A 10,120-nucleotide genomic window follows, 5' to 3' on the forward strand; every position below is an offset into this window, starting at 1 on the left:
AGGAGAGTGGAATTTTTGAGCCAGACCAATGTCGATCATGCGCAAGCTAAGCGAGTACTAACCGCTGCAATACAGGTTGCTAAGCAGGAAAGCTACACGCCGAAACACCGAAAATCAAAAGATCTCGAAGCCGTAATGCTTGGAAGACATCTGACATACAGATACATCCTTTTTACAAATTTGCTTGCGAAAGCAACGAATAGCAAAGTCAACGGGATAGCATTGCAGGCAGGCGCACCCATTGTCGGAGCATATGATGCTCGTTCACTTTGTCACAACGTCGTTGTGAGTTTTGACAGAGATCCAGAGAAACTGGCTGGAAAACTGGGACGCTCAAACGAGCCATTTCTAAATAAGCCGGCACGATACCCAACCCTTTCGACGAACAATGCGGTGCGCAGAGGTTATGACGCAAGCATTCTCACAAAATGTATTGATATTCTGAGTAGCCTCCGAAACTCTGAAGATGCGCTTGCTGCTTTGGAGGACGTAGTTTACTACACGATGATGCGTGAGTCGCTGGTAGCTGAAGCTATCCCGCTGGACGGCGATGCGGCCATTCACGAGGTTTTGACCAAATTCGCGGAGATGGCGTTGACTAGCTCGAATGAGGGGGAGTCCTGCGCGATCATTGGTGGGATAGCTTTCTGGTTTCTGGTTCAGAGTGACGGTAGGCCTTGTACGGTTAAGGTGCATCCGGTGAATCAGGCAGGTACCTCGTCACTGGAAGTCTTAGATATCGACATCAGCATCGCGGGTCAGGGCTTGGTTCATTCGATTGAGGTGAAAGACAAACCCTTTACCCAGAATGACGTTGATCATGCGGCTCGCAAAGTCCAAGCGGCTGGTCTCGATAGGTTTTTATTTTTGTGTGGTCCTCAAGCAGGGCAGTTGCCAACCGGTTCTCAGTTAATAGATTTGGTCGAAGTTGTTGCACTCCGTGGTGTAAAAGTTTCCTTCGTCGATGTTCGACAGTTTTTTTCCGTTGCGCTTGGTCTCGCAGTTAGGGAGCTTGATGCGGTCGAGGTATGGGAACAGGTTGTCACAATTATGGATGAAGCACGTGTTAAGGATGCAACACGTATTCACATTATCTCTTGTGCTGAAGACGCCGGCTTGGTATCGAGAAGTTAGAAATTAGCATATCGGGAGATAATATTAATTTTTTGCTACTAGAACCCTGTCTTAGGTTTATTTATCAAGTTATTCAGCTCTTTGTATGTCTAGTTCTGAAATAGGTTTACACCAATTTCCATTCTCAAAACGCCCGATGCACCGCATGGGGCGTTTTGCATTTCAACGATAGATGCGGCCGCCTGCTGTTGTAGACGCGTACCGACTCGTCGACCATTCGAACGGCCTCATCTAGGTCCTTAGGTCGATGAAGCAGGAACTCTGTCTTCAAGATCCCGTTAACTCGCTCTGCCAAGGCGTTCTGATAGCAGTCATACCCATCGGTCATCGAGCATCGGACTCCATGTTTTGCATGCAGCTTCTGGTAGAGATCAGAGCAGTATTGCGAGTCCCGATCCGAGTGATGTACCAATGCCTGATCGGTTCTTCTATCCCGCAGGGCTTTGCTCATCGCCTGGATCACCGATTCGGTGTGCAGGGTTTCATGCACGTGATGGCCGACGATTTTGCGAGAGTAGGCGTCCGTTACCAGACTCACATACGCAACGCTTTGCTGGGTCGGTAAATAGGTTATGTCCGCCACCCAGACCTGTTCAGGCCCTGCAGCAGTCACTTGATCAGGACCAGGATTTAGTCGGTTTGGATGCCGGCGGAAGCGGTGATGACTGTCAGTGGTCTTGTGATAGGCGCGCTTGCGTGGAACCAGTGGCGGCTGTCTCGCAAGATATAGAACAACCGATCGCGACCGACTGTGCGCGTCAGTTCCGGCTCGGCCTGCATGAGGCCATGCAACTTGCGTGTGCCCAGTCGAGGCATCTGAAGACGTGTTTCCAGGAAAAAACCCAGTATTTTCTGGGCATGGCTGACTTGCGCGTCATAAGCCCGGTTTCGCTTATAGTACGCCTGCCGGGAAATGCCCAGAAACTGGCAAGCCCTGCGAATACTCAGGCCTTGGATTTGCCTTCGGGTGAGGGCTTGCCGGATCGCTTTTTTACGATGGAAACCCCGTAATCGTTCTTCAACACGCCAACAACCGCCTCGAAGAACTGGACCTTTTGATTGGCAAGGGCGAGCTTTTCCTCAAGCTCCTTGATTCGCTGCTCAGGTGTCAGCGGCACATTGGGTTCGTCCATCGGTCGGCTCCTTTGGGCGCGGATAGAGGCGCCTTGACTCCAGTCCTGTCGCCCATGCTTGCGTAGCCACACCAACACAGTCGATCGCCCCTGAATTCCATAGCGCCGTCGAGCCTCTTTATAACTCAACTCGCCTTTTTCGACCTGATCGACGATCGCCAATTTAAAGCCCAGCGAGTAATCACGCTGGCTGCGCCTTTTTCCCGTATCCATTGGTTCCTACTGAAGACAAGTCAGAAGGTGTAAACCTTATTCAGGACGGGACAGTAGGCATTAAAAAGCCGGCTTGTGGCCGGCTTCTCGGGGACTGGCTTGGTTTATTTTTGGTAAACCGCGCCAGCCTTCAAAACGTACACCCGGATCTGCGTCCGGCTGTGGGACTTGGTCAGACGTTGGTCTGCCGCGTCGGGCGTCATCTGGGCCGCGGGAGCGGGGCGATGCGCAAATGTGGGGCGCAGGATACTGAGTTTTGGTGGGGATTCCCAGCCTCAAGTGCGCAATAGAGCGGCTGCGGCGGTAGAAATCCGGGTTTTGTACTGACTTTCAGGGCCTCTTCGCGGGCAAGCGCGCTCCCACAGGGTTCTGTGCTGGGGCGGGAAGTGGCGCAGGATCAGAGAAACGGCACCACCGGCCGGCGTTTGCCCAGCGTCGACCACCAGAACACCCAACCCAGAATGTGGATCCGCTGCTCATCGATCTGTGCTGCGCGGAAGATTTCGTCCGGGTATTCGGCGCTGTTGTGGCTGCGCAGGCGCAGGGCGTTGCCGGGCATGCGGTGCAGGTATTTGATGCGCAGCATGCCGTCGTGTTCGATGGCGTAGATTTCGCCGTCGACCACTTGGGTCAAACCGCGGTCGATGGCAATGATCGAGCCGTCCTCGATGCGCTCGGCCATGCTGTTGCCGATCATGTGCGCGCAGATGGCGTCGGCGTGACGGATTTCCAGTTGGTCGAGGTGACTGCGGGGCAGGCGGATGGTCTGTTCGGGGTCAAGGATGACGTGGGTTTTATCGGAGCCGGCGGTGACCGGGGTTTCCTTGAAGAATGGCAGGTCGATGTCGTTGTAGGCGGTGACGGTATAGACACCGTTGACGGCCTGAGCGTCGAAGGTATCGCCGTTACTGGCCGGTGACTGCAGGCGCGGCAATTCTTTGAGGCCTTCTCCGGTTTTCAGCCAGTCGCTGTTGACCGAGAGCAGGCGTGAGACTTCTTCCATGCGATACGCCGGGACTCCCCGGGTGTACCAGTTGTGGACATTTTGGGCTTCCGTGCCCCAGAACTTGGCGAAATCGGTGGTGGTGATGTTCGCTGCTTCCAGGAGTGCCTTGAATCTTGGACCGCTAGTGTTCTTTCTCATAAACACGGAGTCTACGGCCGTGCCAGAGGGGTTTGAATAAACTGATCGTTCAAAAACGGGCTGAATTTTGCGACGAGATGTAAGACGTCTTTGTGGGAAATTAAACAAAATTAAAACTGTGAGGTGCTTCTCTTAAACATTTTGTTTAATGGGTTTGTACTCGCGCATAAAAAACCCCGTGTCAAACGGGGTTTTCTTCAAGCATCACGCGGGTTGCAGGTGATCAGCCCTTGTAGGCGGCAACCGACTTGGTGATCGCATCGCGAGCGGCGTCAGCGCCGGCCCAGCCTTCGATCTTGACCCATTTGCCTTTTTCGAGATCTTTGTAGTTCGCGAAGAAGTGCTCGATCTGCTGGATCAGCAGCGGTGGCAGGTCGGTGTATTCCTTCACGTCGACGTACAGCTGGGACAGCTTGTCGTGTGGGACTGCGATGACTTTGGCATCGCCGCCGCCGTCGTCGGTCATGTTCAGGATACCGACCGGACGCGCGCGGATCACCGAACCTGGAGCAACCGGGTAAGGGGTCACGACCAGCACGTCGAGGGGATCACCATCGTCAGCCAGGGTGTTCGGGATGTAACCGTAGTTGGCCGGGTAGAACATTGGGGTGGCCATGAAACGGTCAACGAACAGGCAATCGCTGTCTTTGTCGATTTCGTATTTGATCGGCGCGTGGTTGGCCGGGATCTCGATCGCGACGTAGATGTCGTTCGGCAGGTCTTTGCCAGCCGGAATCTTGCTGTAGCTCATTGGGCGTTGCCCCCGTAGTTGACCAGAAAAACTTGGCCGGATTGACCAAAAAGTGGCGGCGATTATAGGCATATTCCTACGCCGACGCCACGTACCAGAAGTCGTGCAGCGCTTAGTCGTGCGCCTGATAGACCGGGTCTGTGGCCTGAAGTTGCCGCAGCCGGCCCAACGGATCCTGCCGGTAGAAAAGCTGCAGTTGCAAGTAGACCTGTGGATAAGCGTCGTGCAGCAGATCCGGGGCGCTGAAGAAATATTCGCTGGTGACCGCGAAGAACTCGGCGGGGTTTTCAGCGGCATACGGGTCAATGGCGGTTTCGACGTCGGGGTCGCGGTCGAGCTGGCGGTTGAGGTCGTCGTAGGCGTGTTGCATGACCTCGGCCCAATCGCTGACGCGCATGTCGGCGTGCAGTGGTGGCAGGCCGTTGGCGTCGCCGTTGAGCATGTCGAGCTTGTGCGCCAGTTCGTGGATCACCAGGTTGTAGCCTTCCCAGCCACCACTGGCCATCACGCCCGGCCAGGCGAGGATGATCGGCCCCTGTTGCCAGGCTTCGCCGCTGTGTTCACCGTCCCACTCATGCTCGACGCCGCTGGCATCGCGATGCCGTTGCGGGCTGAGGAAGTCGTCGGGGTAGAGGACGATTTCGTGGAAACCCTGATACCAGTTCAAGTCGCCCAGATTGAGCAGCGGCAACTGGGCCTGCGCGGCGAGCAGCAGGCGTTGTTCCTGATGCAGTTCGACGCCGGGCAGGGCGGTCAGGTGTTTTTCTTCCAGAAACAGGACGCTGGCTTCACGCAGCCACTGGTCTTCCGCGGCGCTGATGCCGTCGAGAAAGCTCAGGTGATGGCGCACCCGTTGCCACAGGTCGTCGGCAATCGGGTGCCTGGCCAGAATGCGCCGGCGACGCCAGGCGCTCAGTGACCACATCGGATCAGTGGGTTTCGGCTTTGGCGCCGCCGAAACGACTGCGCACCACACCGATGATCATCGGCACCAGCGACAGCAGGATGATGCCCACCACCAGCAGCGACAGGTTCTTCTTGATGAACGGCACGTTGCCGAAGAAGTAACCCAGGGTCACCAGACCACCGACCCAGAGGATGGTGCCGAACACGCTGAACGCGAAGAAACGCGGGTAGGGCATTTTCCCGACGCCGGCGACGAACGGGGCAAAGGTACGGATGATCGGCAGGAAACGCGCCAAGGTCACGGTTTTGCCGCCGTGCTTGTCGTAGAAGTCGTGTGTTTTTTGCAGGTAGTCGCGACGGAAAATCTTCGAATTCGGGTTGCTGAAGAGCTTTTCGCCCGCCGTTCGTCCGATCACGTAGTTGGTGCTGTCGCCGAGAATCGCCGCGAGCATCAGCAGACCGCCCAACAGCACCGGATCCATGCCACCACCTGCAGCAACGGCACCGGCAATGAACAGCAGCGAATCGCCCGGCAGGAACGGCATCACCACCAGGCCGGTTTCACAGAAGATGACAGCGAACAGAATCGCGTAGATCCACGGCCCGTAGTTGGTGACCAGCAAGTCGAGGTACACATCGAGATGCAGGATAAGATCGAGCGGGTTGAAATCCATGGGGGCACCTGTGGTGACGGCCCGACTCGGCAGGCCTGTGCGGATGATTCGGGTGTAAGCCTACAGCGGGGTGTAGTTTTTCTTACAAGCCGGAAAGCTCGGGATTATACGGTCTGAGAGGTGAAAAGCGCGTTGGTTTTGTAGCGAGGGATGTCGGGGTGTGAATAAATGTCAGGCAGACTTCGAGTTTGATAAAAGATCAAAAGATCGCAGCCTTCGGCAGCTCCTACCTTGGAATGCGTTTCTCCTGCAGGAGCTGCCGCAGGCTGCGATCTTTTGGGTTCAGAGCTCGTCGCTGATCGGCAGCACGTAGTTCTTGAACTCGGTGTCTTCCTTGAACCCGATGGATTCGTAGGTCTTCTGCGCTACTTCGTTGTCGGCACTGGTGGACACGCGCATGCGCACGGCCTGGGTTTCCTTGGCCATTCTCTTCGCGGTGCGGATGAGGTTGTCGGCCACCAGCTGGCGGCGGGCGTCTTCGGCGACATAAATGTCGTTGAGGATCCACACGCGCTTGAGCGACAGCGAAGAAAAGCTTGGATAGAGCTGGCAGAAACCCATCAGCTTCTTGTCGTCATCATCGGCCAGGGCCAGATAAATCACCGACTCCTTGCGGCGCAGGCGTTTTTCGAGAAACGCGCGGGAGGAATCCGGGTAAGGCAGGGAGCCGTAGAACTCGCGATATTTGACGAACAACGGGGTCAGCAAATCCAGGTGTTCGAGGGTCGCTTGAATAATCCGCATGATAGGTCTCGTCTTCAAGTGGCTGTCTTCAACTGCTCTGACGGCGATGGGAAACCCTGCGGCCGTGCGTCGATCCTGCCTGAAAGCGGCGCAGAAACGCAATGCGGAAACGGTTCAGGTTGTGGGCGGATCAAGCAGGAAATTTCCCTTCATGTCCGCACCGGCGTCCGACTCCAGCGTCTGAACCTGTGCCTCGTCCTTCAGATTGACCCCCGACAACTGCCGCCGACAGGCCTCACGCATCAGATACAGCAGGCGATGCGCCGCCATGCCGTAACTCAAGCCCTCCAGCCGCACATTGGAGATGCAATTGCGGTAGGCATCGGTCAGCCCGATTTTTGGATTGTAGGTGAAATATAAACCGAGGCTGTCGGGTGAGCTGAGGCCCGGACGCTCGCCGATCAGCATCACCAGCATTTTTGCTCCGAGCAACTGACCGATCTCGTCACCGATGGCAACACGACCCTGTTCCACCAGCACCACCGGGGCAAGCGACCAGCCGTCGGCGCTCATCTGCTCCTCCAGGCGGGTCAGAAACGGCAAGGTATGCCGATGCACCGCCAGTGCCGACAGGCCGTCCGCCACCACAATCGCCAGATCGACCCCGCCGGGGTTGGCCTGGGCGTAATCCCGCAGGGTCTGCGCCGAGGCGTCGCTGAGCTTGCGCCCCAGATCCGGCCGTTGCAGGTAGCTGTTGCGATCCGTCGCCGCGCTGTGCAGCAACAAACTGTCGCGCCCGCGTTCGCTCAGTTGCGCGCTGAGCCCGGCATGATCGAACGGCAGATGCACCGCGTCCCGCGCCTGGGCGTGGGCGAACTGGAAATCCAGTTGAGCGCGGGTTGGCAGGCTGGTGCCGGTGCGGCCCAGAGCGATGCGCGCCGGGGTCAGGCGGCGCAGCTCCAGCCATGGGTTTTGCGGGTCCACAGGCGGTTTTTCCATAACACTCATCCCAGTTGCGCCAGCGCCTGGCGGAAGGCCGGCGGCAGGTTGTTGCCAAAGCGAACCTTGCCGTCCGCCTGGGTGAAAATGCCCATGTTCGCCAGCCATTGCTCGAACTCCGGCGCCGGTTTCAGGCCCAGCGTCTGACGGGCGTAGAGCGCGTCGTGAAACGAGGTGGTCTGGTAGTTGAGCATGATGTCGTCGGAGCCGGGGATGCCCATGATGAAGTTGATCCCGGCCACACCGAGCAGGGTCAGCAGGGTGTCCATGTCGTCCTGATCGGCTTCGGCGTGATTGGTGTAGCAGATGTCGCAGCCCATCGGCACGCCGAGCAACTTGCCGCAGAAATGATCTTCGAGGCCAGCGCGAATGATCTGTTTGCCGTTATAGAGATATTCCGGGCCGATGAAGCCGACCACGGTGTTCACCAGAAACGGCTTGAAATGCCGTGCCACGGCGTAGGCCCGGGTTTCGCAGGTCTGCTGATCGACGCCATGGTGGGCGTTGGCCGACAGCGCGCTGCCCTGACCGGTCTCGAAATACATCAGGTTCTGCCCGAGGGTGCCGCGTTTCAGGCTCAGCCCGGCGTCATAGCCTTCCTGCAATACGTTGAGGTTGATGCCGAAACTGGCGTTGGCCGCTTCGGTGCCGGCTATCGACTGGAACACCAGATCCAGCGGCACACCCCGGTTGATCGCTTCGATCGAGGTGGTGACGTGGGTCAGCACGCAGGCCTGGGTCGGGATATCGTAGCGCTGGATGATCGCGTCGAGCATTTCCAGCATCGCGCAGATCGAGGCGATGCTGTCGGTGGCCGGGTTGATCCCGATCATCGCGTCGCCGTTGCCGTACAGCAGGCCGTCGAGAATGCTCGCGGCGATACCGGAGGGCTCGTCGGTCGGATGGTTGGGTTGCAGGCGGGTCGACAGGCGCCCGCGCAGGCCCAGGGTGCCGCGAAACTTCGTCACCACGCGGATCTTCTGCGCCACCAGCACCAGATCCTGCACGCGCATGATTTTCGACACGGCGGCGACCATTTCTGGCGTCAGGCCGGGGGCGAGGGCGCGCAGGCTGGTTTCGTCAGCGGCGTCGCTGAGCAGCCAGTCGCGGAAACCACCGACGGTGAGGTGGCTGACCACGGCGAAGGCTTGTTTGTCGTGGGTGTCGATGATCAGTCGGGTAACTTCATCGCTTTCGTAGGGAATCAGCGCCTCCTGCAGGAAGTGCGTGAGCGGGATGTCGGCCAGCGCCATTTGCGCGGCCACGCGTTCGCCGTCATTGAGCGCAGCAACGCCGGCCAGAAAGTCCCCGGAGCGCGCCGGGCTGGCCTTGGCCATGACGTCCTTGAGGCTGTCGAAGCGATAGGTCTGGGCGCCGACGGAATGGGCAAATGCGACCACAATATCCTCCTGTAAACGATAAACCCCCTGTAGGAGCTGCCGAAGGCTGCGATCTTTTGATCTTGTTTTTAGAAAATCAAAGTCAAAAGATCGCAGCCTTCGGCAGCTCCTACATGGGCGCTGTGCACTTTTATATGGCAGTCAGATACTTTCGAGCATAGCGTCTGCCGGGGCGTCGGCGCGTTGTTTGGCGGTGAGCTGAAAGTACAGATAACCAGCGGCCATGAATCCCAGGAACACACAACCGATCAGCGTGTTGAACCACGCCATCGCCACCAGGCACACCACGGCCAGAAACAGCGCAATCGCCGGCACCACCGGATAGCCCGGGGCGCGGAAGGTACGTTCCAGGTTCGGCTCGGTTTTGCGCAGTTTGAACAGGCTGAGCATGCTGATGATGTACATCACGATCGCGCCGAACACCGACATGGTGATCATCGCTGCAGTCAGGGTCATGCCTTGCAGATTGACCAGGCCATCGCTGTAGATCGCCGCAATACCGATCACGCCACCGGCCAGAATCGCCCGATGCGGGGTCTGGAAGCGCGACAGCTTGGCCAGGCTCTTCGGCAGATAACCGGCGCGGGCGAGGGCGAAGAATTGTCGCGAGTAGCCGAGGATGATCCCGTGGAAACTCGCCACCAGGCCGAACAGGCCGATCCACACCAGCATGTGCATCCACGATGAGTTATTGCCGACCACCGCTTTCATTGCCTGCGGCAGCGGGTCATTGATGTTCGACAGTTGACGCCAGTCGCCGACGCCGCCGGCCATCACCATCACGCCAATGGCGAGGAACACCAGGGTCAGGATGCCGCTGACGTAAGCCTTGGGAATAGTGCGTTTCGGATCCTTGGCTTCTTCGGCCGCCATGGCCGCGCCTTCGATGGCAAGGAAAAACCAGATCGCGAACGGAATCGCCGCGAAGATCCCGGGGATCGAACCCAGGGTGAACTCGTTGGCGCCCGACCAGCCGTTGAGCACGAAGTTGCTGAAGCTGAAGCCAGGCGCGACCACGCCCATGAACACCAGCAGTTCGGCGACCGCCAGTACGGTGACCACCAGCTCAAAAGTCGCGGCAA

At 57.9% G+C, this 10,120-nt stretch carries 9 protein-coding genes and 1 pseudogene; 1 reads left to right on the forward strand and 9 read right to left on the reverse strand.

What is annotated here, in order from left to right; genetic code table 11:
- The coding region (locus tag DBR18_RS08090; RefSeq protein ID WP_108589956.1) for a restriction endonuclease, SacI family at positions 1 to 1,134 on the forward strand (1,134 nt) is incomplete at its 5' end.
- A gap of 124 nt (positions 1,135 to 1,258) precedes the next feature.
- Here DBR18_RS08090 and DBR18_RS08095 read toward each other — a convergent pair.
- The 9 genes and pseudogenes from DBR18_RS08095 to eat all read right to left on the reverse strand — a co-directional run.
- Positions 1,259 to 2,480 (reverse strand): annotated as a pseudogene (locus tag DBR18_RS08095) (IS3 family transposase).
- A 397-nt stretch (positions 2,481 to 2,877) separates the two neighbouring features.
- Entirely contained in the window at positions 2,878 to 3,624 is a 747-nt protein-coding gene (locus DBR18_RS08100; RefSeq protein WP_108589957.1) for a helix-turn-helix transcriptional regulator, read from the reverse strand.
- A 223-nt stretch (positions 3,625 to 3,847) separates the two neighbouring features.
- Complete coding sequence (gene ppa, locus DBR18_RS08105) at positions 3,848 to 4,375, reverse strand: inorganic diphosphatase (RefSeq protein WP_008052339.1); 528 nt, start codon at positions 4,373 to 4,375, stop codon at positions 3,848 to 3,850.
- 112 nt (positions 4,376 to 4,487) lie between these two features.
- Positions 4,488 to 5,300, reverse strand: coding sequence for a zinc-dependent peptidase (locus DBR18_RS08110; RefSeq protein WP_108589958.1), 813 nt, complete (start codon positions 5,298 to 5,300; stop codon positions 4,488 to 4,490).
- A gap of 4 nt (positions 5,301 to 5,304) precedes the next feature.
- Positions 5,305 to 5,955 (reverse strand): DedA family protein, encoded by a 651-nt coding sequence (locus DBR18_RS08115; RefSeq protein ID WP_003228594.1) that lies wholly within the window; start codon positions 5,953 to 5,955, stop codon positions 5,305 to 5,307.
- Between the two features lie 282 nt (positions 5,956 to 6,237).
- Positions 6,238 to 6,699, reverse strand: a complete 462-nt coding sequence (locus DBR18_RS08120; RefSeq protein ID WP_007968150.1) for an N-acetyltransferase — start codon at positions 6,697 to 6,699, stop codon at positions 6,238 to 6,240.
- Between the two features lie 114 nt (positions 6,700 to 6,813).
- The gene (gene eutC / locus DBR18_RS08125; RefSeq protein ID WP_108589959.1) at positions 6,814 to 7,638 is read right to left on the reverse strand and encodes an ethanolamine ammonia-lyase subunit EutC; all 825 of its coding nucleotides are present in this window, start codon (positions 7,636 to 7,638) and stop codon (positions 6,814 to 6,816) included.
- A gap of 5 nt (positions 7,639 to 7,643) precedes the next feature.
- A complete protein-coding gene (locus DBR18_RS08130) occupies positions 7,644 to 9,038 on the reverse strand; it encodes an ethanolamine ammonia-lyase subunit EutB (protein ID WP_108589960.1) in 1,395 nt (464 codons plus the stop codon).
- A gap of 141 nt (positions 9,039 to 9,179) precedes the next feature.
- Positions 9,180 to 10,120, reverse strand: a 941-nt coding sequence (gene eat, locus DBR18_RS08135) for an ethanolamine permease (RefSeq protein WP_256588622.1), incomplete at its 5' end; no start/stop codon positions are given.

The organism is Pseudomonas sp. HMWF021 (assembly GCF_003061005.1).
Taxonomy (GTDB): Bacteria; Pseudomonadota; Gammaproteobacteria; order Pseudomonadales; family Pseudomonadaceae; genus Aquipseudomonas.

What these genes read in the sequence shown, in the direction of transcription:
- DBR18_RS08100 (WP_108589957.1), bottom strand. Translation starts at nt 3,624, where the DNA reads ATGAGAAAGAACACTAGCGGTCCAAGATTCAAGGCACTCCTGGAAGCA.
- ppa (WP_008052339.1), bottom strand. Translation starts at nt 4,375, where the DNA reads ATGAGCTACAGCAAGATTCCGGCTGGCAAAGACCTGCCGAACGACATC.
- DBR18_RS08110 (WP_108589958.1), bottom strand. Translation starts at nt 5,300, where the DNA reads ATGTGGTCACTGAGCGCCTGGCGTCGCCGGCGCATTCTGGCCAGGCAC.
- DBR18_RS08115 (WP_003228594.1), bottom strand. Translation starts at nt 5,955, where the DNA reads ATGGATTTCAACCCGCTCGATCTTATCCTGCATCTCGATGTGTACCTC.
- DBR18_RS08120 (WP_007968150.1), bottom strand. Translation starts at nt 6,699, where the DNA reads ATGCGGATTATTCAAGCGACCCTCGAACACCTGGATTTGCTGACCCCG.
- eutC (WP_108589959.1), bottom strand. Translation starts at nt 7,638, where the DNA reads ATGGAAAAACCGCCTGTGGACCCGCAAAACCCATGGCTGGAGCTGCGC.